The organism is Asanoa ishikariensis (genome assembly GCF_900107455.1).
Lineage (GTDB): Bacteria > Actinomycetota > Actinomycetes > Mycobacteriales > Micromonosporaceae > Asanoa > Asanoa ishikariensis.
On the sequence record NZ_FNQB01000003.1, the window covers coordinates 661,294 to 682,933 of the forward strand.

At 69.9% G+C, this 21,640-nt stretch carries 19 protein-coding genes; 6 read left to right on the forward strand and 13 right to left on the reverse strand.

The features are described from left to right. Positions 1-13 precede the first annotated feature (13 nt). The gene (locus BLV39_RS27085; RefSeq protein ID WP_090798940.1) at positions 14-994 is read left to right on the forward strand and encodes a sporulation protein; all 981 of its coding nucleotides are present in this window, start codon (positions 14-16) and stop codon (positions 992-994) included. Positions 995-1,043: 49 nt separating this feature from the next. Here the strand turns inward: BLV39_RS27085 and BLV39_RS27090 are convergent, their stop codons facing one another. The 9 genes from BLV39_RS27090 to BLV39_RS27130 all read right to left on the reverse strand — a co-directional run bounded on the left by BLV39_RS27090 (position 1,044) and on the right by BLV39_RS27130 (position 8,433). Next, on the reverse strand, positions 1,044-1,466 hold the full coding sequence (locus BLV39_RS27090; protein WP_143049898.1) for a hypothetical protein: 423 nt from the start codon (positions 1,464-1,466) through the stop codon (positions 1,044-1,046). Positions 1,467-1,472: 6 nt separating this feature from the next. Beyond that, a complete protein-coding gene (locus BLV39_RS27095; protein ID WP_090798945.1) occupies positions 1,473-3,104 on the reverse strand; it encodes an AMP-binding protein in 1,632 nt (543 codons plus the stop codon). 26 nt (positions 3,105-3,130) lie between these two features. Next, on the reverse strand, positions 3,131-5,704 hold the full coding sequence (rph, locus tag BLV39_RS27100) for a rifamycin-inactivating phosphotransferase (RefSeq protein WP_090798947.1): 2,574 nt from the start codon (positions 5,702-5,704) through the stop codon (positions 3,131-3,133). Between the two features lie 125 nt (positions 5,705-5,829). Next, a complete protein-coding gene (locus BLV39_RS27105; RefSeq protein ID WP_090798949.1) occupies positions 5,830-6,402 on the reverse strand; it encodes an Asp23/Gls24 family envelope stress response protein in 573 nt (190 codons plus the stop codon). Continuing rightward, positions 6,402-6,935, reverse strand: a complete 534-nt coding sequence (locus BLV39_RS27110; protein WP_090798951.1) for a DUF6286 domain-containing protein — start codon at positions 6,933-6,935, stop codon at positions 6,402-6,404. Before BLV39_RS27110 ends, BLV39_RS27105 begins: the two co-directional genes overlap by 1 nt. A gap of 13 nt (positions 6,936-6,948) precedes the next feature. Then, positions 6,949-7,377, reverse strand: a complete 429-nt coding sequence (locus tag BLV39_RS27115; RefSeq protein WP_143049899.1) for an Asp23/Gls24 family envelope stress response protein — start codon at positions 7,375-7,377, stop codon at positions 6,949-6,951. 14 nt (positions 7,378-7,391) lie between these two features. Next, a complete protein-coding gene (locus tag BLV39_RS27120; protein WP_090798954.1) occupies positions 7,392-7,604 on the reverse strand; it encodes a hypothetical protein in 213 nt (70 codons plus the stop codon). A gap of 5 nt (positions 7,605-7,609) precedes the next feature. Next, positions 7,610-7,912, reverse strand: a complete 303-nt coding sequence (locus tag BLV39_RS27125) for a hypothetical protein (RefSeq protein ID WP_090798956.1) — start codon at positions 7,910-7,912, stop codon at positions 7,610-7,612. 11 nt (positions 7,913-7,923) lie between these two features. Next, on the reverse strand, positions 7,924-8,433 hold the full coding sequence (locus BLV39_RS27130; protein WP_090798958.1) for an Asp23/Gls24 family envelope stress response protein: 510 nt from the start codon (positions 8,431-8,433) through the stop codon (positions 7,924-7,926). A gap of 166 nt (positions 8,434-8,599) precedes the next feature. Here BLV39_RS27130 and fxsT point away from each other — a divergent pair, with 166 nt between their 5' ends. The 5 genes from fxsT to BLV39_RS27155 all read left to right on the forward strand — a co-directional run bounded on the left by fxsT (position 8,600) and on the right by BLV39_RS27155 (position 17,348). Beyond that, a complete protein-coding gene (gene fxsT / locus BLV39_RS27135; RefSeq protein ID WP_176985095.1) occupies positions 8,600-12,874 on the forward strand; it encodes an FxSxx-COOH system tetratricopeptide repeat protein in 4,275 nt (1,424 codons plus the stop codon). A gap of 53 nt (positions 12,875-12,927) precedes the next feature. Further along, positions 12,928-13,278 (forward strand): hypothetical protein, encoded by a 351-nt coding sequence (locus BLV39_RS27140; protein WP_090798963.1) that lies wholly within the window; start codon positions 12,928-12,930, stop codon positions 13,276-13,278. Continuing rightward, the gene (locus tag BLV39_RS27145) at positions 13,278-15,176 is read left to right on the forward strand and encodes a 4-alpha-glucanotransferase (protein WP_090798965.1); all 1,899 of its coding nucleotides are present in this window, start codon (positions 13,278-13,280) and stop codon (positions 15,174-15,176) included. Before BLV39_RS27140 ends, BLV39_RS27145 begins: the two co-directional genes overlap by 1 nt. A 119-nt stretch (positions 15,177-15,295) precedes the next feature. After that, a complete protein-coding gene (gene gndA / locus BLV39_RS27150) occupies positions 15,296-16,750 on the forward strand; it encodes an NADP-dependent phosphogluconate dehydrogenase (RefSeq protein WP_090798967.1) in 1,455 nt (484 codons plus the stop codon). 67 nt (positions 16,751-16,817) lie between these two features. Then, positions 16,818-17,348 (forward strand): DUF302 domain-containing protein, encoded by a 531-nt coding sequence (locus tag BLV39_RS27155; protein WP_143049901.1) that lies wholly within the window; start codon positions 16,818-16,820, stop codon positions 17,346-17,348. Positions 17,349-17,381: 33 nt separating this feature from the next. Here the strand turns inward: BLV39_RS27155 and BLV39_RS27160 are convergent, their stop codons facing one another. The 4 genes from BLV39_RS27160 to BLV39_RS27175 all read right to left on the reverse strand — a co-directional run bounded on the left by BLV39_RS27160 (position 17,382) and on the right by BLV39_RS27175 (position 21,640). Next, positions 17,382-18,410, reverse strand: a complete 1,029-nt coding sequence (locus BLV39_RS27160; protein WP_090798971.1) for an aldo/keto reductase — start codon at positions 18,408-18,410, stop codon at positions 17,382-17,384. Between the two features lie 134 nt (positions 18,411-18,544). Continuing rightward, positions 18,545-19,399 (reverse strand): AraC family transcriptional regulator, encoded by an 855-nt coding sequence (locus BLV39_RS27165; RefSeq protein WP_239083454.1) that lies wholly within the window; start codon positions 19,397-19,399, stop codon positions 18,545-18,547. Positions 19,400-19,512: 113 nt separating this feature from the next. Next, complete coding sequence (locus tag BLV39_RS27170) at positions 19,513-20,268, reverse strand: PHP domain-containing protein (RefSeq protein WP_239083453.1); 756 nt, start codon at positions 20,266-20,268, stop codon at positions 19,513-19,515. Between the two features lie 118 nt (positions 20,269-20,386). Then, positions 20,387-21,640, reverse strand: a complete 1,254-nt coding sequence (locus tag BLV39_RS27175; protein ID WP_090798975.1) for an iron-containing alcohol dehydrogenase — start codon at positions 21,638-21,640, stop codon at positions 20,387-20,389.

A 21,640-nucleotide genomic window follows, 5' to 3' on the forward strand; every position in this document is an offset into this window, starting at 1 on the left:
TCAGGAGAACAACGTGGTCTTCAAGAAGATGTTGGGCGCCCTCGGTGTCGGCGGGCCCAGCGTCGACACGGTGCTGTCCAACCCCAACACCCGCCCGGGCCTGCCGCTCACCGGCCAGGTCAACCTGACCGGCGGCAAGAACGACGTGGAGCTCGCGCACATCACGCTCGGCCTGGTCACCCGGATCGAGGTGGACAGCCCGCACGGCGGCGACCACAGCACGGTCGGCGAGTTCCACCGCACCGCCGTGGCCGGGCGCACCAAGCTGGCGGCGGGCCAGCAGCTTTCGATCCCCTTCCAGGTCGACATGCCGTGGGAGACGCCGGTCACCGACGTCTACGGGCAGCGCCTGCACGGCATGACGATGGGCCTGCGCACCGAGGTGGCGATCGACCGCGCGATCGACAAGGGCGACCTCGACCACGTCGCGGTGCACCCGCTGCCGGTGCAGGAGCGCATCCTGGAGGCGTTCAGCCGGCTCGGCTTCCGGTTCAAGGGCGCCGACCTCGAATACGGCCGGCTGCACGGCGTGCACCAGAGCCTGCCGTTCTACCAGGAGATCGAGTTCTACCCGGGTCCGCAGTACGCGCACGGCATCAGCGAGGTGGAGCTGACGTTCGTCGCCAACCCGCAGACCGTCGAGGTGGTGCTCGAGTTCGACAAGCGCGGCGGCATGTTCGTCGGCGGTCACGACGCCTACGGGCGTTACACCGTGCCGCACTCCCACGCCGACACCGCCGACTGGGCGCAGGTCGTCGACGGCTGGGTGCGGCAGGCGGTCGAGGCGCGGCAGACGTTCTTCGCCAGCCGCGGCGGCTTCGCCGGCATGGGCGGCCACGGCAAGAGCCACGGGCACGGCGGCCACCGCGGCGGCGGGATGGGCGGCATGGTCGCGGGCGCGGCGCTCGGCGTCGCGGGCGGCATGATCGCCGGTGAGATGATCGAAGAGGCGTTCGAGGACGACGGAGGAGACTTCGGCGACTTCGGCGAGTAGATCGGATCGGTGGGGGCGGCCCGGTTCGGGCCGCCCCCACGTCCGTCCGTCACTCCGAGGGGAACGCCACGGGCTCGCCGAACGGCTCGATGGCGCCGTCCCACCCGTTCCAGCCGTCCTGGGTGATCTTCCCGCCCCCGTACGTGTAGGACCAGGTCGCGCCGTCCTCGCCTTCGATGTCGACGGTTCCCGACCGCACGAACGGCGCGATGGCGACGTAGAAGGCGGTCGACGTGTCCGACCACTTGGGATCGCCCTCGTCGTCGTGGCCAAGCTCGATCGAGTCGCCGTCGCGGGTGACCGAGGCGGCGGCGGCCCACGCGATGTCGCTCAGGGTGTCGTCCGGAGGCCAGCCGGCCGGGTCGAACGGGCGCTTCAGCCCGGCCCAGGCGGCCTTGACGGCCACTACAGCGGCGGCGTCGTCCGAAGCCGGCAGGTGAAGGCGCCCCGAGGGCAGCACGTGGTATCCCACGGCGCGTCAATCTACAGTAGACAGGCCCAGCTCGCCGACCGCCCACTCACGCATCTCGACCTTGCGTACCTTGCCGCTGATCGTCATCGGGAACGACTCGACCGCCCGGACGTAGCGCGGCACCTTGTAGTGGGCGAGCTGACCCTGGCAGAACGCGCGCACCTCGTCGAGGGTCAGCGCGTCACCCGGGTCGCGCAGGATCACGCAGGCCATGACCTCCTCGCCGTACTTCCCGTCGGGTACGCCGATCACCTGCACGTCGGAGATCTTCGGGTGGCGGTAGAGGAACTCCTCGATCTCGCGCGGGTAAACATTCTCCCCGCCACGGATGATCACGTCCTTGATCCGGCCCACGATGTTGACGTAGCCGTCGGCCCGCATCGACGCCAGGTCGCCGGTGTGCATCCAGCGGGCGGAGTCGAGCACCTCGGCCGTCTTCTCCGGCTCGTCCCAGTAGCCGAGCATCACCGAGTAGCCGCGGGTGCACAGCTCCCCCGGCTCGCCCCGCCGCAGCGTCACCCCGGTCGCCGGGTCGACGACCTTGACCTCGAGGAACGGCAGGACCCGGCCGACCGTGCCGGTGCGCCGGTCGAGGTCGTCGTCGACGCGGGTCTGTGTCGACACCGGCGAGGTCTCGGTCATGCCGTAGCAGATCGACACCTCCGACATGTGCATCCGGTCGACCACCTTCTTCATCACCTCGACCGGGCACGGCGAGCCGGCCATGATGCCGGTGCGCAGGCTGCTCAGGTCGTAGTCGGCGAAGTCGGGCAGGTCGAGCTCGGCGATGAACATGGTCGGCACCCCGTAGAGCGAGGTGCACCGCTCGGCCGCGACGGCGGCGAGGGTCGCGGCCGGCTCGAACGCCGGCGCCGGGATGACGATGCACGCGCCGTGCGACGTGGCCGCGAGGTTGCCCATCACCATGCCGAAGCAGTGGTAGAAGGGCACCGGGACGCAGATCCGGTCGTCCTCCGTGTAGTTGCACAGCTCGCCGACGAAGTAGCCGTTGTTGAGGATGTTGTGGTGCGAGAGCGTCGCGCCCTTGGGGAACCCGGTCGTCCCCGAGGTGTACTGGATGTTGATCGGGTCGTCGCTGGTCAGCGTCGCGGCGCGGGCGTCGAGGTCGGCCGCGGTCGCGTCGGCGGCGCGGGACACCAGGTCGGTCCAGCTCGGGTCGTCGAGATAGGCGACGGTACGCAGCGCGGGGCACTCCCCGGCCACGGACTCGACCATCTCGCGGTAGTCGCTGCCCTTGTGCGTGAGCGCGGAGACCAGCACCGAGATCCCGGACTGGCGGAGCACGAAACCGACCTCGTGCCGCCGGTACGCCGGATTGATGTTGACCATGATCGCGCCGATCGCGGCGGTGGCGTACTGGACGAGCACCCACTCCGGACGGTTCGGTGCCCAGATGCCGACCCGGTCGCCCTTGCCGACGCCGATCGCCAGCAGGGCCCGGGCCAGCTCGTCCACGTCGGCGGCCAGCTCGCGGTAGGTCCACCTGCGGCCGCTGGGCACGTCGACCAGGGCCTCGCGGTCGGGGAAGCGGGCGGCGGTGCGGGCCAGGTTCTGCCCGATGGTGTCGGCCAGCAGCGTGGTGTCGGACGGTCCACTGGCGTACGCGAGCTCGCTCATGTCGCCTCCTCTACCGGCAACCTACGTCACTCCAGGAGCTCGATGTAGCCGTCCGTTCCGTGCAGGCGGATCCGCTGTCCGTCGGCGATCAGCCGGGTCGCGCCGGGCACACCGACGACGGCCGGCAGTCCGTACTCCCGGGCGATCACCGCGCCGTGCGTCATCTGCCCGCCGACCTCGGTCACCAGACCGGTGATCGCGACGAACAGGGGCGACCAGCTCGGATCCGTGAAGGCCGTGACGAGGATGTCGCCCGGCTCTAGGTCCGCCTGGGCCAGGTCGAGGATGACCCGGGCGCGGCCCTCGATGGTGCCCGCGGAGACCGGCACGCCGACCAGGGCGCCTACCGGCACGTCGTCGCGCCGGTAGGCGCCGTTGAGCACCTCGCCGTCGGAGGTCAGGACCCTTGGCGGGGTGAGCGCCTGGTACGACCGGAACTCCTCCCGGCGCCGCGCGACGAGCCCGTCGTCCGCCTGGTTGGTCCGCGCGACCTCGTGGAATTCCTGGAGCGTGAGGTAGAAGACGTCCTCCGGCGCCGCGAGCACCCCGGCCCGCACGAGGCGGTCGGCCTCCGCCATGAGGGCCCGCTTGTAGACGAAGTAGCGGGCGATGATGCCGTACTTCGGGTACTCCCGGTAGCCGGTGAAGATCCGGACCCGGTCGATCATCCGCGCGGTCTCGTCGGCCTTCTCCGCACCGTCCGGCAGGTCGCGCAGGCGGGACAGCAGCTCCGTCCGCTTCTCCTCCGCCGCCTGTCGTCCCTCCTCGAAGCGTCGCGCGGCGGCGCCCGGCGCGAAGAAGGTGACGTTGTCGAGGATCAGCGGCACCAGAGCGCTGGGCTGCTCGCTCCACCGTGGCCTCGTAATGTCGATCTCGGCGACGCAGCGCATGCCGTACCGGTCCAGATAGGAGTCGATGGCGTCGCGCGCCTCGACCCCACCGGCGAGCTTGGGCAGCTCGTCCAGGAACCCGTCGTCGGTCACGCCCCGCAGGAACGCCACGACGTCCGGATGCGGGCGGATGGCGTCGGCCACGTCGAGCAGCGCCAGCCCCATCTCCGCCGTGATGTTGCCGGGCGCGGACAGGGTGAGCCGGTCGGCCGCGTTCCGCTCACCCAGCCATTCCAGCAGGTGGTCGTTGAGCCACCAGGTGGCCTCCATCCCCGCCATGATCGCCTGAATGCTCAACGGGTCGGCGAGGACCCTCTTGTGCTCCTCGAAGGCCTCCCGCAGGAAGTCGAAGAGCGCTGGTCCGGTCTTCGTGGCGATGTCGCGCCGCAGGGCGGCCAGCGAGGCCTCGCTGCGGACGACGAGCTCCGTGACGATGGCCGGGTCGTTCGCGATCGGTTCGGGAGGGGCCACGACCCGCGGCCCGGAGGGCGCGGCGTCCGGCAGCGTCGGGACGAAGTCGTCCCGGTCGAGAACCGTCTCCAGCGCGTCCCCGGTCAGCGGATCGGCCCGGCCCACCATCGTCAGGAAGCCGGCGCGGCCCGCCGGCGTGGACAGCACGCGGATGGCGTCGACCCACAGGCGCCCGCCGGCCTCGAGCATCGGCGCCATGGCCGTGCGCTGCCACATCGACCAGCCCAGCGGCTTCATGGCGTCGGTCATCATCTGCTGGTGTCCGACCGACAGGTAGACGTGGTTGCTTCCGTCGCCGGCCTGCTCGGGCACGGGGAACAGCGTGGTGATGGGCCGGCTCTGCACGATCTGGAAGGCGTCGTCGACCAGGCACCATTCGATGTCCTGCGGGCGGCCGAAGTGCGCCTCGATCCGTCGCCCGAGCGCGGCGAGCCGCACGACCTGGACGTCCGTGAGGGCGGGCTGGTGCCGCTCCCCCGGGTCCAGCGTTACGACCTCGGTTCCGCCCTGTGGCAGGGCGTGCATGGCGACCTGCTTGGCCGAGATCTCCCTGGCGACGACCGCACCCGCGCGCACCTTGAAGACGTCCGGGTTCACCAGCCCGGAGACCATCGCCTCGCCGAGGCCGAAGCCGGCGTCTACGGCGGAGACCGTGCGGTCGCCCGTGACCGGGTCGGCCGTGAACAGGATGCCGGACGCCTGCGGGAAGACCATCCGCTGCACCACCACGGCCATGTGGACCTTGCGGTGGTCGAAACCGTTCCGGATGCGGTACGTGACGGCCCGCTCGGTGAACAGCGACGCCCAGCACCGGCGGATGTGCTGGAGGATCGCCGCGGTGCCCACGACGTTCAGGTAGGTGTCCTGCTGGCCCGCGAACGACGCTGTCGGCAGGTCCTCGGCGGTCGCACTGGACCGGACGGCGTAGGCCGTGTCCTGCTCGATCGCGGCGCTGACCGCCGCCGCGATCTCCTCGGGAATGTCGACCGCTTCGATCGTCCGGCGGATCTCGGCGCTGAGCGCGCCGAGCGCCTGCCGGTCGTCCGGGTCCAGGCGCGCCAGCTTGTCGTCGATCGACGGCATGATCTGCCGGAAGGCATCCGTCGTCACGCAGAAGCCGGCGGGCACGACGATGCCGTCGATTCTCGACAGCTCCCCCAGGTGTGCACCCTTGCCGCCGACGACGGCGACCTGCGTATCGCCGACCTCGTTCAGATCCAAAACGTACCGTTCGCGCATTGCGACACCTCCGAGCCGACGATTCTGCGGTACGGCACGGGTCTTGCCGCAAGCCCCCCAATGCGTTATACGTTAAGAAGGGCAAGGAGAGAATCTCCTCGCCCTTCGTTGTTTTCACGGTCGGGTTACTCGACGCGCGGCCCACTCTTCTTGCTGACGCCCAGGTCCAACGTGACCGGCATCTGCGGTGCGTCCAGGGCCTCGCGGGCGTGCGCCAGGGCCTGCTGCTCGATCCGGTTGCGCACCTCGGCGACCCGCGCGTCCGCGGTGAGGTTGACCTTGACGCCGAGCCGCGGCTGGATCGGGTCGCCGTAGACCCGCACCCTGGCCGCGTCGACACCGCGGTAGCTCTGGATCTCGTTGGTCAGCGCGTCGCGCAGCGCGGTCGCGCCCACGGTCGTCCGCGCGCTGCCGTCGATCGAGATGTCGTGTGCCTTCGGCGGCCCGCGCAGAATCTTGATCAACCAGAACAGCGCCAGCGCACCGAGCACCGTGGCGGCCGCGGCGGCGATCGGCCAGAACCAGGTGCTGTGCCCGCCGATCCACGCCACGGCCGGGTTCTCCAACAGCGTCCGCTGCGGAAAACCGCTGGCGAACAGCCCGGTGTTGGCCGCGATGATGGCGCCACCGATGGCGGCGAAGATCGCGCCGAGCACGATCATGATCGTCCGGTTGGTCCGGTCGGCGTGTCCGCGCATCACCGCTCCCTCGCCGTCGCCAGCTTGATCGTGATCCGGGGTGGTCGGCGCAGGTGCAGTTCGTCGACCGCCCGGTGGGTCGCGTCCGCGACCGTCTGGGTGGTGATCCCCTCGGAGGCTTCGGCCCGCCGCCGTGCGTCGACGGTGACCTTGTTGCCGTGCAGCGCCACCCGGGCCTGGCTGATGCCGTCGATGTCGCCGACCGCCTGTTGCACGGTGCGCACCACGCTGCGCCGGTCGATCGCCGCGTCGATCTCGTCGCGTCCGCCGCTCACCTTCAGCCGCTCCTTCTTGCGCGGGATGAGCTGCAGTCCGAGCAGCACGAGACCGCCGAGGGCGCAGAGCCCGCCGATGATCCGTACGCTCCGCGACTCCCAGGTGTGGCTGCCCATCCAGTCGTAGATGCCGTGCCAGTTGACGATCGCCGGGCCGGCACCGGCCCGCTCGAAGATCAGCTCGACGACGATCAGGACGGCCAGGAAGATGAAGCCGAGCGAGAAGAGGATCGCGAGGATCCGGTTGAGCTTCTTCATCGGGAACTCTCCGTCAGGCGACGAGGTCGGTCACGGAAATGCGTACCCGGGCCACGGTCAGCCCGGTCCACGCCTTGATCCGGTCTTCGACCGTGTCCCGGATCCGCTCGGTCACGTCGGCGAGCGACTCGGGCCAGCGGACGCTGATCGCCATGTCGACGTAGACCACCGACGAGTCGATCTGCGCGCTGGTCTTCGGCCGGGCCGCGAGATCGGAGGCACGAATGCCCATGTGGCCGGCGCCCGGCATGACGCTGCCGAACATCCTCGGCGCGGCCGCGCCGGCGCGCGGCGTCTCGTAGACGGCCTGCGACGCGATCTTGGCCACCACCCGCTCGGAGATGACGACGTCGCCGAGATAGTCGGGTTCGGGCAGCACCCGCGACGCCTCCGCCAGGGGACTCTCCATCCGCGGCGTCGTCGTCGGCTGCGTGGTGCGCACGGGCCGATCCTGGGTCACTGGTTGCTCCGCGACAGGTTGCTCCGCTGGAAGCGGCGCTGCAGCGGCTGCATCGTCGCGCCGACGTCGATGCGGCCGGTGACCACCTTGGTGACGCCGTAGCCGACGAGCGCGAACAGCCCGACGAGGGCCAGATCCCCGAAGTTTCCGAACGCCACGGCGAAGCCGAGCGCGATGCCGATCGCCGTACCGAAAATTGTCTTGGTCATTTCCCTCAACCCCCCGTGGCTGGCGCCGTGATGTCGGCGACCACGATGTCGACCCGATGCCCGCCGGCCAGCGGGCGCACCGCCGACCAGACCTGTCGGGCCAGTTGCCCGACCGTCGACTCCCATCGGAGCCGCACCTGGATGGTCACCACGTCATCTTCGATCCGGATCCCGGTGACCCGGCGCCGGGGAAGATACGTGGCGGCCATCGCCGGCGGACCCTCGACGAGTGCGTCGACGGCCGGGCAGTCCTCCGCGGCGGCCGCGAGCTTGTCGATATCGACACCGTCGACCATGGCGTCGGTCATCGCCTGAACGCTCACGACACCCGAGCCTGGCCGCCGCTGCTGCTGGCGTTGGTGCTGAAGCTCCCGCTCCCGCTTCCACTGCCGCTCGTCAGGCCTTCGCTGTCGTCCGGCAGGTGCACGTCGTTGATGTTGACGTTCACCTCGACCACGTCGAGCCCGGTCATCCGCTCGATCGACGACTTCACGTTGCGCTGGATGCCCCGGCCGAGCTCGTTGGCGGAGATGCCGTACTCCACCACGATGTCAAGATCGACGGCGGCCTCGTTCTCGCCCACCTCGACCCCGACGCCCTGACTGGGGCTCGAGCCGGTGCCGGGCATGGCGTCCTTCACCGCGCCCATTGTCCGCGCGGCCCCGGAGCCCATGGCGTACACGCCGGACACCTCCCGCGCGGCCATTCCGGCGATCTTCTGCACCACGCCGTCGGCCACGGTGATCCGGCCGTCACCGTCCTGGCCACCGCCGCGAATGTGCTGTTGGGTATCGGACCGCTGGTCCATCCTGCTGGCAGTCTGCGTCATCACTACGTCCTGTTCGTGAGGATTGACCACAGTTTGTGCAATGACCGTTGACTTACCGTAATCATCGCTGCTAAACCACCACGCGAGGATTTGTCCGGGCCCTATGGCAGGATCAGCACACCTACCGTGAGTGCCCGATCACCGGGCGGCCAGGATGGGGGCGGGCGTGCACCGGGCCTTGATCGTGTGCAACTCCGACTACGACGCCGACGCGCGCACCTTCCACGAGCTTCGCGGTCCCCGCCATGACGGATCCGCCCTGTGGCACGCCCTGACCGAGCCGTCCGCCGGGCTGTTCTCGACCGTGGTGCCGGTGTTCGAGCGCAAGTCCCAGCCGATCGGGCTGGAGGCCAAGCGGTTCTTCAACAGCGCGGCCCGGGACGACGTCGTGCTGTTCTACTTCAGCGGACACGGCTGGCTCGCCGAAAGTCAGCTCTACCTGTGCGGCCGCGACTCGACCCGCGACGAGATCGAGGCCACCGCCCTGTCCGCGAGCACGCTCGACGCGATGCTGGAGGGGTGTCGAGCGCGCACGAAGATCGTCATCCTGGACTGCTGCTACAGCGGCGCGTTCAAGGGTGACGCCGACCCCGCCGACCGGTTCGCCGGCCGCGGCCGGTTCGTGCTCGCGTCCACGCCACCGACCCAGCTCGCGAAGGACGCCGAGCACGACGGCCAGCTGAGCCCGTTCACGCACGCGCTGGTCGAGGGCCTGCGTGGCAGCGCCGTCGACGCACACGGCAAGGGCTTCGTCGACCTCGACGACCTGAAGGGCTATCTGGAGACGGCGTTGGTCACCGGCCCACGCCCGTACTTCCGCTGGACCGGCTCCGGCCAGGTCAAAATCGCCCGGCGCGAGGCAGCGGCGAGCATCCCTGCGGTGGCGCCGGCGAAACCGCCGGCCGACGCCGTCGCGCCGATGCCCGCGCCGCGCTCGCCCGGTGACGAGGACCCCACGTTCTTGGATCGCACGACCGCGGCCACCTGGTACGACGCCAAGCGCGTAGCCGAGTTCCGCAGGGAGCTCAAGGACGAGATCGCGGACGTCATGCCGGCGCAGCTCTCCGACGCCGAGTTCCTCACCCGTGCCCGCCTGCTCGACGGCGGCAAGCTCACGCTGGCCGGCGCCCTGCTCTTCGCCGACCTGCCCACGAACGCGCTGGACACCGCGATCGTGCGGTGCAGCCGCATCGACGGCACCGACATCAGCGACCCCCTGACCAAGCGGGTGCTCCGCGGCACGGTGATCGAGCAGATCTCGGCGGCCCACGCCTTCGTCGCCGACGCGGCCCGGCGCGGCGAGGTGCCGACCGCACGCAGCGCGCAGGCGGAGCCCGTCTACGACTATCCGATGATCGCGATGCGGGAGATCATCGCCAACGCGCTCGTGCACCGCGACTACGCGGACCGCACCGGCTGCGTACACATCCGGGTGTTCACCGACCGCATCGAGGTCAGCAACCCCGGCCCGTGGACGGGCCAGCACCTGCCGCCCGGTGAGAGCGTGGCGCTCAGCCTGCTCCGCCGCGAGTCCCGGCACCGCAACTTCCGGCTCGCCGACGCCCTCACCTGGTTGCGCTACGTCGAGGGCGAAGGCGCCGGCATCCCCCGGGCCGTGCGCGACTGCGCCGCCGCCGGCGCGCAGGAGCCCACGGTCACGGTCTCCCACAGCGGCGTGGTGGTCACCGTCTACAAGACCCCGGCGCCACGCGGCCCGGAGACCGTCGCGGACCAGCCGGCCACCGTGCGGTCGAAAGCGCTCCTGGTCGAGGCGTTGATGGAGCTCGACAGCTTCCGGTCGCCGAGCGCGCGGTCCACTCTGTTCACCGAGCTGGAAAGCTCGCTCGGGCAGCCGCTCCCCCAGCAACGTTCCAGCTCGTTGCGGGTCGACGCGGTCGACCTGCTCGGCAAGCTGTCCCGCGTACCTGATGGTCTCTCGGCTCTCGTTTCGGTCCTGCACCTGCTCGAAGGCCCGACGAAGTCGGTACGTCAGATCGAGGAGCTGGTGCGGGCTCCCGAGCCGGCCCAGCCGGCGACACCGCGGCCGGCACGAGTCCGGGACGACGCCACCGACGGGCAGCCACCACGGCAGGACGCCGACCTCGTCGGACGCGAGGCGGAGTTGCAGCAGTTGGAGAAGGGGCTCGAATACGGCGGAAAGCATCTGCTCTACGGACCCGGCTGGGTCGGCAAGTCCCGACTGGCCGCGCAGTTCGCGCAGCAATCGACCACCAAAATCGTCTGGTGGATCGACGCGGAGCGGGTCGACGCGGTGGAAGCCTCGCTCCTCGCCCTCGGTCGCCGGCTCAAGCTTTCACCGAGCCACCGCAGCCGACCCGAGCTCATGCTGAACTACCTCGCCACGGACGCGCCGCCGTGGTTGCTCGTCTATGACAACGCGACCCGACCGGGTGACCTGGTTGACCTGATCCCAGAAAAGGGCGGGAAGGTCATCATCACGTCACGCGACCCGGAGTGGATCGACCACGTCCCCGGTTTCGAGGTCGGCACGTTCACCAGGCAGGACAGCCTCGCGCTGATCCTGCAGGGCTGGCCCAAAGCCTCCGACGTCGAAGCCGACCGCCTCGCCGAAGCCCTAGGGGACCTGCCGCTGGCGCTGCGACAGGCGACCGGCTGGCACCAGGCGACCGGGATGCCCGTCGACGAATACCTCGAGCTGCTCGCCGACGACGCCGCGGCGCTGCTCGACGAAGGACTGTCGCGGTCCTACCCCGGGGGGCTCACGAGCTCGGTCATGGCGGCGAAGAAGCACCTCGGCCCGCCGGCTGCACAGCTGCTCAACCGGCTCGCCCATCTGGGAGACGGAGGGATCACGCAAAGCCTGCTGCGAGCGGGCAGCGCGGGGATCACCACGGCTCCCCTGGCCACGGCCATCAGCAGTGCGTTCACCTTGAACCAGATGGTGGGTGAGCTCTGTCGTTCCGGCCTGGTCCGCGTCGACGAGGCGTCGCGGGTCAGGGTGCACCGCGCGGTGCGCGCGATCCTGTGTGCGATCAATGCCACGACCAAGACGCCGCTCCGCGAGACGCAACGACTCCTCGTCGCGGCGAGTCCCGGCACCCCCTGGGACCACCGTGCCTGGGACAGACACGGAATCCTCGACGAGCACGTGCTGCCGGCGCGGCTCATCGACGTGAAAGAGGATGCCGGAGCCAGCGCGTTCGTGCTCGATCAGATCGACTACCGCCAGGCGCGTGGTGACCACGAGGCCGCCCTGCACCTCGCGAAGGACACGGCGGCGCGGTGGAATCACCTCTTCGGCCCGGATGACGTCCGCACGTTGGCCGCGTCGTCTCGGCTGAGTGCGGCCCACCGCGCGGTGGACGGCTGCGGAACGGCCGAGGAACTGACCCGGGATGCCTATGAACGGGCCGTTCGACACCTTGGTGGCACCCACTCGCTGACGCTGGCACTGGCGGCGCAGACCGCGTGCGATCAACGGTTCAACGGCGACTTTCGCGACGCGTACTCGCAGGATCGGCTCCTTGTCGACGCACATGTTCGGCAGTCCGCCGACGGGACGTCGACCTTGGTGGCGATGAGCGCGGTCGGTGTCGATCTGCGCCTCCTGGGTGAATACCAGCAGGCGCTGGAATGGGACCAGGATCTTCGTGCCCGGTGGGCGGCGAGCGACGAGCCCGAGGGACCCCGGGCCCTCGCGGTGACCGCCGACATCGCTCGTGACCTGATCTACCTCGGCCGGTATTCCTCAGCGTTGGACATGCTCAACGAGCTCGCGCCGAAGCAGCGGGAGATGCTCGGCCGATCCCACCTCCAGGTGCTGCGCACGGATCGCCTGCGGGTGATCGCCTCCCGCAACGCCGGGCACCCGGAGGACCGTCTTCTCGCGATGGGCGGGGAGATGTATTCCAGCCACCATGCGCGACTCGGCCCTGATCACGAAGACTCGCTGGCCGCCGCGATGATCTACGCGCACCTGCTCACCACCATCACGGCCGATCGGAAGGCGCTGGACATCGTCCGCGACACGCGGATGCGCTACGAAACCGGTTTCGGGCGACACCATCCGCTCACCCTTGCCGCGACGGCGAACGTTCGCGTGATCGAACGATCGATGGGGGTCGACCTGGTGCCGGACGCGGAACCCATGGAACGTCTCCAGGACTCGCTCGGCGCCGAGCATCCGTACACCCTCTGCGCCGCGCATGGTCTCGCCAATGACCTGTTCCTGGCAGGCAGGCGCGAAGAGGCTGACGAACTGACGGAGGCGACGCGCCGCCGGCTGGCCGAGAAGCTCGGCGAACAACACCCTTACACGGTCGCCGCGGCGGTCAACCTGTCGGCCGGCGCCGTCACGCAGCTGACCAAGGTTCTTGGTGCCGGCCATTCAGCCGTCGTCGGCGCGAAGCGCGGGCAGCGGGTGGAGCTGGAGATCGAGCCGCCGCCGATGACGGTCTGATCCGGCGCGTGCCGCACGAGCATGGCGGGGGTCGGTTCGGGGAACATGGCCACATGGCCAGGTATGCGCTCAACGAGGATGCCGTCCGCAAGGCACGCCAGCTCATCGACGCCAAGCAGTACGTGCTCGACAGCGACTGGGGTGTCGCACAGCCCCGGGCCGACGACGAGAACTCCTACCTCGAACGGCACACCTGGGCCGAGCTGGCCGAGTGGCACCTGGGGCTGACCGAGGGAGCCAGCGACGAGACCAAGGCCCGCTACGCCTTCGTGTACGGCGACCTGCGCCGGCTGCATCGCTCTGGGCTGATCGCCGTCGTCTACCGGGCCTCGTCGTGGAAGCACAAGGACGTCGAGCTCGCCGCGCACGACCTGCTGCAGCACCTCGACAAGGTCAGTGGCTGATGGAACGCGACCTGCGCCGCCTGGCCGCGGCACACGGAGTGGTCACCGTCTACGACGCGGCGGACGGGCGGCGTACCCAGGTCGACCGGGACATCGTCGTGCGCGTGCTCGGGCTGCTCGACGTCGACGCGACCAGCCCGTCGGCGATCAGCGCGGCGCTGGCCGAGGCGACCGCCGACCAGGGTCTGCCGCCGACGATCGTGCTCCGCGAAGGCGACCGCCGCGACCTGCCCGGGCCGGGCACCGTCACCCTCGAGGACGGCACGACCCGGGAGGTCACCGAGCTGGCCGGACTGCCGCTGGGCTGGCACCGGCTGATCGTCGGCGACCAGGAGCTCACCCTGGTGATCGCACCCCGACGGTTGCCTCCGCCACCGCCGGCCTGGGGCTGGATGGTGCAGCTCTACGCGCTGCGCTCGCGGACCTCCTGGGGCATGGGCGACCTCGGCGACCTGCGCGAGTTCGCCGGCTGGGCCGCCGGCACCGGCGCCGGCCTGGTGCTGCTCAACCCGCTGCACGCGATCGGGCCCAACCACCCCGTCCAGGCCTCCCCCTACTCCCCCTCCAGCCGGCGGTTCGCCAACCCGCTCTACATCCGGGTGACCGACACGGCCGAGTACCGCAACGCCGACGCGGCCCTGAAGGCGAAGGTCGACGCGCTGCGGCCGGACGACGCCGACCTGATCGACTACGACGCGGTGTGGACGGCCAAACGGGCCGCCCTGGAGCTGCTCTATCCGGGGCCGGAGCCGGCGGGCGACCCTGGGCTGACCGCGTTCGCCACCTACTGCGTGCTCGCCGAGGAGCACGGCACCGACTGGCGCCGCTGGCCCGCACACCTAAAAGACCCGGCCACGGCGACCGCAGACCCGCGCCGGGTCGGCTTCTTCGCCTGGTCGCAGCGACTCTGCGACCAACAACTGGCCGAAGCCGCCCAGGCGGCCGCCGACATGCCCGTCGGCATCGTCCACGACCTCGCCGTCGGGGTCGACCCGGGCGGGGCCGACGGGTGGCAGCTCGGCGACGTGCTGGCCCAGGGCGTCCGGGTCGGCGCGCCGCCGGACGCGTTCAACCAGCTCGGCCAGGACTGGGGGCTGGCCGCCTGGCGGCCGGACCGGCTGGCGGCGACCGGCTACGCCGCGTACCGGGACATGCTCCGCGCGCTGCTCCGGCACGGCGGCGGCCTGCGGGTCGACCACGTCGCGGGCCTGTCCCGGCTGTGGTGGATCCCGCCGGGCGCCGGTGCGGCCGAGGGCACCTACGTCCGGTACGACGCCGACGCGATGTTCGGCATCCTCGCCCTGGAGGCGCAGCGGGCCGGCGCGGTCGTGATCGGTGAGGACCTCGGCACCGTGCAACCGTCGGTGACCAGGGCGCTGCGCGGGCGCAACATGCTCGGCTCGACCGTGCTCTGGTTCACTCGCGACGGTGACGCGTTCGTGCCACCGAAGCGCTGGCCGCGTACCGCGCTCGCGTCCATCTCCACCCACGACCTGCCGACCGCGAAGGGTTTCCTGACCGAGGAGCACGTCGACGTCCGCGCGCGCCTCGGGCTGCTGGCCACCGGCGAGGCGGCCGAACGGGAGCGCGCGCGGGCCGACCGGCGGGCACTGTCCGCGATGCTGCGTGACGCCGGGTTACTGTCCGAAGAGGACGATGACTCGATCGTCACTGCGATGCACGCCGCACTGGCGGCCAGCCCAGCCCGTTTGATCACCGCTTCGCTCTACGATGTCCTCGGCGAGACCCGCCAGCCCAACCTGCCGGGCACGACCGACCAGTACCCCAACTGGCGGCTGCCGTTACCGCTGTCTCGGGAGGAGATCCAGGAGCATCCGGGAGTACGCGCCACCGCGCGTCTGCTGGCCGCGGCGCGGCCGTCGCGGAGGCTGGATTAAATCGGGCAAACAGGGTTTGCTATTGCCCCATAGGGGCACCCGCGTCAATACGGACGGCGGCTCACCGGTCAGCGTTGACGAGCCGGCCGCCCGCGTGACAGAAGAGCACGGAGGGGTAGATGAGCACGGAAGCTCGCGCCGAGATCGGCGTGACCGGCCTGTCGGTGATGGGGCGCAACCTCGCCCGCAACCTGGCCCGCAACGGGTTCAGCGTCGCCTTGCACAACCGCAGCGTCGCACGCACTCGCAGCCTGGTCGCGGACCACGGTGACGAGGGCGACTTCATCCCGAGCGAGTCGATGGCCGACTTCGTCGCGTCGCTGCAGCGCCCGCGCGCCGTCATCGTCATGGTCAAGGCCGGCAAGGCCACCGACGCCGTGATCGACGAGCTCGTGCCGCTGTTGGAGAAGGACGACATCGTCATCGACGCGGGCAACGCCCACTTCGTCGACACCGCCCGCCGCGAGCGTGACCTCGCGGCCAAGGGCCTGCACTTCGTCGGCACCGGCGTCTCCGGTGGCGAGGAGGGCGCGCTGCTCGGGCCGAGCATCATGCCCGGCGGCTCCGCGGAGTCGTACCGCAAGCTCGGTCCGATCTTCGAGAAGATCGCGGCCCAGGTCGACGGCACGCCCTGCTGCGTCCACGTGGGTCCCGGCGCGGCCGGGCACTTCGTCAAGATGGTGCACAACGGCATCGAATACGCCGACATGCAGCTCATCGCCGAGGCGTACGACCTGCTCCGCGCGGGTCTGGGTGCCTCGCCGGCGGAGATCGCCGAGATCTTCCGCGAGTGGAACAGCGGCGACCTCGACTCGTTCCTGATCCAGATCACCGCCGAGGTGCTCGCGCACACCGACGGCAAGACGGGCCAGCCGTTCATCGACGTGGTCATGGACCGCGCCGAGCAGAAGGGCACCGGCCGCTGGACCGTGCAGAGCGCGCTCGACCTGGGTGTGCCGATCACCGGCATCGCCGAGGCGACGTTCGCCCGGTCGCTGTCCGGCCACGTCGCGCAGCGCGAGAAGGCTCAGGAGACCTACGCGGGCCGGGCCGCCGACACCGACATCGCGGGCCTCGTCGAGGACCGCAAGCAGTTCATCGAGGACGTGCGCAACGCGCTCTACGCGTCGAAGATCGTCGCGTACGCGCAGGGCTTCGACCACATCCGCGCCGGCAGCCACGACAACGACTGGGGCATCGACCCGGGCGCGATGGCGACGATCTGGCGCGGCGGCTGCATCATCCGGGCCAAGTTCCTCGACCGGATCCGCGAGGTGTACGCCGAGAACCCGTACCTGGAGAGCCTGCTCGTGGCGCCGTACTTCGCCGAGGCCGTCGCCAACGGCTTCGATAGCTGGCGCCGTGTGCTGGTCACCGCGATCCGCGGCGGCGTCCCGACCCCCGTCTTCTCCTCCTCGCTGGCCTACGTCGACGCGCTGCGCCGCCCCCGGCTGCCCGCCGCGCTGATCCAGGGCCTGCGAGACAACTTCGGCGCGCACACCTACCAGCGCGTCGACCGCGACGGCTCCTTCCACACGATGTGGGCCGAAGACAAGCGGGAGGTCGACGCCTAGTCGGGTGTCGCCTCCATGCCGCGACCCCTGCACCCAGGGGTCGCGGCGGCGGGGAGAGGCGAACGTCATGAGTGAGCAAGGCGTATCGGTGCTGAGCCGGCCGGTCCGGCGCTTCGTGTTCCACACGGGGCGGTCGTACGACAAGTTCCGCAAGCAATGGGAACGTGCCGTGCCGTCCTGGTCCTGGGGCACAGCGGTGTCGGAGGCCAAGGGCGGCGGCGGCTGGCCGGCGCTCGAGAACCTGTCCAACCGCAGCGCGGGCGACGGCCTGGTCAACATCGCGACCTTCGACCCGAGCCCCGTTATGCGGCTCGCGGGCCACGAGCTCCGCGCGGTCACCTACCTGGCCGACAACCTGGTGATCGAAGAGGGCCTCTACAAGCACGACCCGGCGATCATCGAGTACCTACCGGTGCGGCTGACCATCTCCGAACAGCCGGGCGACGAGTCGACACTGACCTTCGACAAGCCGTGCGACCTGTTCGCCGGCTACGCGATCGCGGACCTGACCGACCACGCCACCGAGGTCGAAGAAGCCATCGCCACGGTCCTGCGCAAGGTCGATCTGCCGATCCCGCCGGAACTGACCAAGCCGTGAACCGCCGTCGCACGCGGAGCGCGCCCTAGTCGGTCAGGCGGCGGAGCGCTCGGCGACCGATCGGCGGCGCTGGCTCACGGTCGCGATGGCCGGAGGTGTGTAGGCCACATCGTTGGGGCCCGCGTCGGTGCCTGGCGGGACGATCTCGTCGATCCGGTCGAGGATCTCGTCGTCGAGGGTGACGTCGGCGCCGGCGAGCAGGTCGTCGAGCTGTTCCATCGTGCGTGGGCCGATGATCGCCGAGGTTACGCCCGGGTGGGCGATCGCGAATGCCATCGCGAGGTGGGTCATCGGCATGCCGACCTTCTCCGCGAGCGGGATGAGCTGCTCGACCGCCGCGAGCTTGCGCTCGTCGGCGAAGTGCTGCGGCATGGCGCTGGACCGGTGGGTATCCGTGTGCCGGCCCTTGCGGTATCGGCCGGTGAGCAGGCCCTGGCCCAGCGGGCTCCAGACGAGCGTGCCCATCCCGTAGCGCTGGCAGACCGGCAGGATCTCGCGTTCGATGCTCCGGTTGAGGATCGAGTACGGCGGCTGCTCGGTGCGGAAGCGCTCCAGGCCTCGCCGCTCGGCGACCCACTGCGCCTCGACGATCTCGGAAGCCGGGAAGCCCGACGCACCGACCGCGCGTACCTTGCCGCTGTGGATCAGGTCAGACAGCGCCGACAGGGTCTCCTCCACGTCGACCGTCGGATCTGGACGGTGGATCTGGTAGAGATCGAGGTGATCGGTCCGCAGGCGGCGCAACGAGTTCTCGACGGCGGTGACGATCCAGCGGCGCGAGTTCCCCTGGTGGTTCGGACCGTCGCTCATCGGATAGTGCAGCTTGCTGGCGAGCACGACGCCGTCGCGGCGGCCCTTGAGTGCTTTGCCGACGACCTCCTCGGATTCGCCTCGGGAGTAGACGTCGGCGGTGTCTACGAAGTTGACTCCCGCGTCGAGGGCTCGATGGATGATCCGGGTCGAGTCGTCATGGTCGGGGTTTCCCATGGCGCCGAACATCATGGCGCCCAGGGCGTATGGGCTGACCCGCATTCCGGTCCGGCCCAACGTGCGGTACTTCATGTGCTTCCTACCCGTGTCCTGCTCGGTGGTGACTGCCCCGGAAGCCATGCGGGCTCCGGTGGCTCAACACAAGCAAGGGCGCGACCGCCGTGCTAGCAAAATCCTCTCGGGTGGTTGCACAATCCTGGTGGCCTTCAGGGGAGCACGGCTTCGCCGTTGCCGGCTCCATCCCGCATACGTACGGCGTCAAGGCTGGGCGGAGCACCGAACAGGCGCCGATATTCCCGGCTGAATTGCGAGGGGTTGTCGTATCCGACTCGATAGCCGACGCCGGTGACGTCGTGGGGGCTGGTGGCCAGCAGCAGTCTCGCCGCCTGGAGCCGGATGTGCTTCTGGAACTGGATCGGGCTCATCGCCGTCACGGCCTGGAAGTTGCGATAGAACGCGGAGACGCTCATCCCGGAAAGTTGTGCCACCTCCTCGACCCGGAACGGCCGGGTGTAGTTCTCCCGGATCCACCGCACCGCCCGCGTGATGTGGTTCAGGCTGCTGTCCGCGAGGCCGAGCTGACGGACCGCTTCACCTTGTTCGCCGGTCAGCAAGCGCCAGAGGATCTCGCGCTTGTAGACCGGCGTCAGGGCCTTCTGGTCCCGAGGGCGGTCGAGCAGGCGCAGCAGTCGCACGACAGCGTCGAGCAACTCGTCCGGGGCGTCACTGACCGCGATGGCGGGCCGTGCGCTGCCGGTGGACCGTGGCAACTCCGCCGGCCCGACCTGCAACAGCAACTCCGCGATGGCGGCCGGTTCCAGCGTCATTCCGAAACCGAGCGCGGGCTGGCCCCCGGCGACGTCGACGAAGTGTCCCGTTACCGGCAGGTCCACCGAGGCGATCAGGTACTGACCGGGGCCGTACTCGTAGATCCGCTCCCCCAGCGCCAGGCGCTTGGCTCCCTGTGCGATGACCGCCAGAACCGTGCCGGACATCCCGGCCAGCGGCACCGCGCTGTGAACGACCTCGCAGACCCGGACACCGTCGATGACAGTGGTCAAATCGGGACGCGCATGTCGCTTCAACAGATCAGCGAGCTCGGCCAGGGACATCTACCGATTACAGCACCACGGCCATGACGTCGCCCTGGCGACGGCTCGGCGAGGCACCTCGGTTATCCCCGGCCCCACAGGTCGTAAGGGTTCTTGCCGGGCCGGAAACCGTGCGCTTCAGCCATGTGTGCGGCCTCGGGAAAGCCGTGTCCGACCGAGCCGGGAAGGTGGGCGTCACTGCCGAACGTGATCGCGTCGCCGCCTTCGTCGTGCCACCAGGTCAGCACGCTCGGGTGCAGCGGCAGCCGGGTATTGACCTCCAGCGCTCGGCCGGACCCCGCGGTCTCCCGCAACGCATGGCGAAACTCTTCCTCGAAGGCGGCGGGGTCGAATGAGCCGGCGTTCTCGGTTGGCCAGGAGCGGGCCGGATAGTCGATGTGGGCGAGCACGGAGAACATGTCGCTCGTCGCGACCATCCTGGCGACATCGGCGAGATACGCACGCACCACGTCGTAGGGGTCCCGGTACGGGTAGATGCCCCAGGGTTCGGCGAAGGTTCCTTGATCAGGGAGGGTGTGCAGCGAGCCGAGCAGCCGGTCGAATCGACCCACGGCCAGTACCCGCGCGATCTGATCGCCGTGGCGATGAGGCTCGCCCAACTCGAGACCGCTGAGGACGCGCAATTGAGGAAACCGATCCCTGCAGCGTTCGATCGCTTCCAGGTATCCGGCGGCATCGAAGGCAGGCGGCGTCAGTATCCCGCCGGCGTCGGCAAGCGCGGTGAGCTGGTCCGACACATACGGACCGTCGGACGCGATGCGCCACACAGTGTGGTCCAGGTGTTCGGTGAAGGCGATGGCCGGCAGACCGAGCTCCATGGCCCGGACGCAGGACTGTTCCATGTCGCCGACCGCTGTGTCCCACGACACTCGCTGTGCACGTGACTGTCAGGGGGCAATGGCACCAGACAACCTCCGGTGGGCAGGGGACTCGTCGTCAGGTGAAAGGGCGGTCACCGTCTCTGCTCGGAGTAAGGATCTGTCGGGTCCGGTCTCCGGTCCAGGCCGCTTCGAGGATCGAGGTCAGGCTGGCGGCGTCGGTCGGGCCTGGATGGTTCTGGATCAAGCGGGTGACGCCACTGGCCAGCTCCGCGAAGCGCGGGAGGTCGGCGCGTGCCACACCGATGTCCGCCAACGTAGGAGGGATGCCGATGTCGGCAAGGAGCCGGTCGAGCCAGGTGAGGAACGCATCCGCGGCCTCGGCATCCGAGGCGTCGGTCACGTCGAGCCCGCACACCCTGGCGAGGATGGCCAACCGGTCGCCGATGGCATCCCTGGCCGCGTTGAGCGCGTAGGGCAGTAGCAGCCCGACGCCCAGGCCGTGCGGCGTGTGCGTGGCTGCGCCGATGGGGTACTGGAGGGCGTGCGGGGCCGCGTTGCCGGCGTGGGAGAAGGCGAGCCCGGCGAGCATGGACCCATAGGACATGTCCGCGCGCGCGTCCGTGTCGCCTCCGTCCCGCACGGCTCGGCGCAAGCTGCGGGCGATCCGCTCCGCGGCCAGGAGCGCGTAGTGGTCGGTGATCGGGTTGCGGCCGAGGAAGACCTGCTCCACCGGGTCGCGCGGTCCGTGGGCCCGGGGCCGCGCGGTGTAGCTCTCCACCGCGTGACAGAACGCGTCGATGCCGGAGTGGGCGGTGACGGTCGCCGGGCAGGTGTAGGTGAGCTCGGGGTCGACGATGGCGAAGTCGGGCACGATGTGGACGCTGGAAACCCCCACCTTCAGCTGGCGGTCCGGGTCGGTCAGCACCGAGACGGGGGTTAGCTCGGAGCCCGTGCCTGACGTCGTCGGGACCGCGACGAGGGGAATCGTCGGCCCCGGCACCTTCGACTCGCCGTAGAAGTCGCGCGGCGTCCCACCGTGGCGCCTGATCACGCCGACGATTTTGGCGAGGTCGATCACCGTGCCACCCCCGATGGCGAGGATCACGTCGGCGTCCATCTCCGCGGCGACCGAGACGGCCAGGGCGACATCGGCGAGTGGTACGTCCGGAGTCGCGTCGGAGAACACCTCGACGACCTCGACCTTCTCCCGCACGGCGGCCACGATCTCGGCCACGCCCGGCTGCCCCAGAAGGATCTGGTCGGTCACGATCAGCACTCGCGAGCCACACTCGGCCACCACCCGTGGGATGTTCTGCGCGACCCCCTCGCCCACTATGAGCTGGCGTGGTCCGCGGACGGTCTCAAGCAT

Bases quoted from the DNA above. Each gene is read 5' to 3' on its own strand.
- BLV39_RS27155 (WP_143049901.1), top strand. From the start codon at position 16,818: ATGAGTGAGCAAGGCGTATCGGTGCTGAGCCGGCCGGTCCGGCGCTTC.
- BLV39_RS27175 (WP_090798975.1), bottom strand. From the start codon at position 21,640: ATGCTTGAGACCGTCCGCGGACCACGCCAGCTCATAGTGGGCGAGGGG.
- BLV39_RS27145 (WP_090798965.1), top strand. From the start codon at position 13,278: ATGGAACGCGACCTGCGCCGCCTGGCCGCGGCACACGGAGTGGTCACC.
- BLV39_RS27110 (WP_090798951.1), bottom strand. From the start codon at position 6,935: ATGAAGAAGCTCAACCGGATCCTCGCGATCCTCTTCTCGCTCGGCTTC.
- gndA (WP_090798967.1), top strand. From the start codon at position 15,296: ATGAGCACGGAAGCTCGCGCCGAGATCGGCGTGACCGGCCTGTCGGTG.
- rph (WP_090798947.1), bottom strand. From the start codon at position 5,704: ATGCGCGAACGGTACGTTTTGGATCTGAACGAGGTCGGCGATACGCAG.
- BLV39_RS27105 (WP_090798949.1), bottom strand. From the start codon at position 6,402: ATGCGCGGACACGCCGACCGGACCAACCGGACGATCATGATCGTGCTC.
- BLV39_RS27170 (WP_239083453.1), bottom strand. From the start codon at position 20,268: ATGGAGCTCGGTCTGCCGGCCATCGCCTTCACCGAACACCTGGACCAC.
- BLV39_RS27130 (WP_090798958.1), bottom strand. From the start codon at position 8,433: ATGACGCAGACTGCCAGCAGGATGGACCAGCGGTCCGATACCCAACAG.
- BLV39_RS27095 (WP_090798945.1), bottom strand. From the start codon at position 3,104: ATGAGCGAGCTCGCGTACGCCAGTGGACCGTCCGACACCACGCTGCTG.
- BLV39_RS27140 (WP_090798963.1), top strand. From the start codon at position 12,928: ATGGCCAGGTATGCGCTCAACGAGGATGCCGTCCGCAAGGCACGCCAG.
- BLV39_RS27120 (WP_090798954.1), bottom strand. From the start codon at position 7,604: ATGACCAAGACAATTTTCGGTACGGCGATCGGCATCGCGCTCGGCTTC.
- BLV39_RS27160 (WP_090798971.1), bottom strand. From the start codon at position 18,410: ATGAAGTACCGCACGTTGGGCCGGACCGGAATGCGGGTCAGCCCATAC.
- BLV39_RS27125 (WP_090798956.1), bottom strand. From the start codon at position 7,912: ATGACCGACGCCATGGTCGACGGTGTCGATATCGACAAGCTCGCGGCC.